Consider the following 536-nt stretch of genomic DNA (forward strand, 5'->3'; position numbering starts at 1 on the left):
CCTTGATGCCGAGCGGAAGGCCCTCGAGCGGCCGTGCCTCACCCTTCGCGATTTTCTCGTCGGCCGCTTTGGCCATGGCGAGCGCCCGATCAGGCGTCTCGAGGACATAGGCGTTGAGCGCGCGGGCCTTCTCGATCGCCTCGATATGGGCTTTCGTGATCTCGGTCGCGGAGAACTTTTTCGCCTTGAGCCCGTCGCGGGCGTCGGCGAGGGTCAGGTGGGTCAATTCGGTCACGGGCGTATCCTGGTCTTTCCGGGAGGGCGATGAGCGCTCCTCCGGGACCGTTCAAGAAATGAAACGTCTCTGAATCCGGACTTCTGCCGAAGCCGGATCGCGAAGGCTGTCCTTATTCGACGACCTTAGGAACGACGAAGAAATGATCTTCGACCACGGGAGCGTTGCGGACGATATCGTCTGCAATACCGCCGTCGGTGACGCCGTCTTGGCGCTTTTTCATCGCCATAGGCGTGACGGACGTCATGGCTTCCACGCCGTCCACGTTCACTTCGTTGAGTTGCTCCACGAAGGACAGGAT

General features: G+C 60.8%; 2 protein-coding genes. Both read right to left on the minus strand.

From position 1 onward, the window contains the following. Positions 1-235 (minus strand): amidase family protein (locus AC1DT3_RS23835; protein WP_477467611.1); only part of this gene is annotated, 235 nt, incomplete at its 3' end. Positions 236-347: 112 nt separating this feature from the next. Beyond that, on the minus strand, positions 348-536 hold a 189-nt coding region (gene gatC / locus AC1DT3_RS23840; protein WP_477467612.1), incomplete at its 5' end, for an Asp-tRNA(Asn)/Glu-tRNA(Gln) amidotransferase subunit GatC.

The organism is Microvirga sp. P4_G7 (assembly GCF_056401005.1).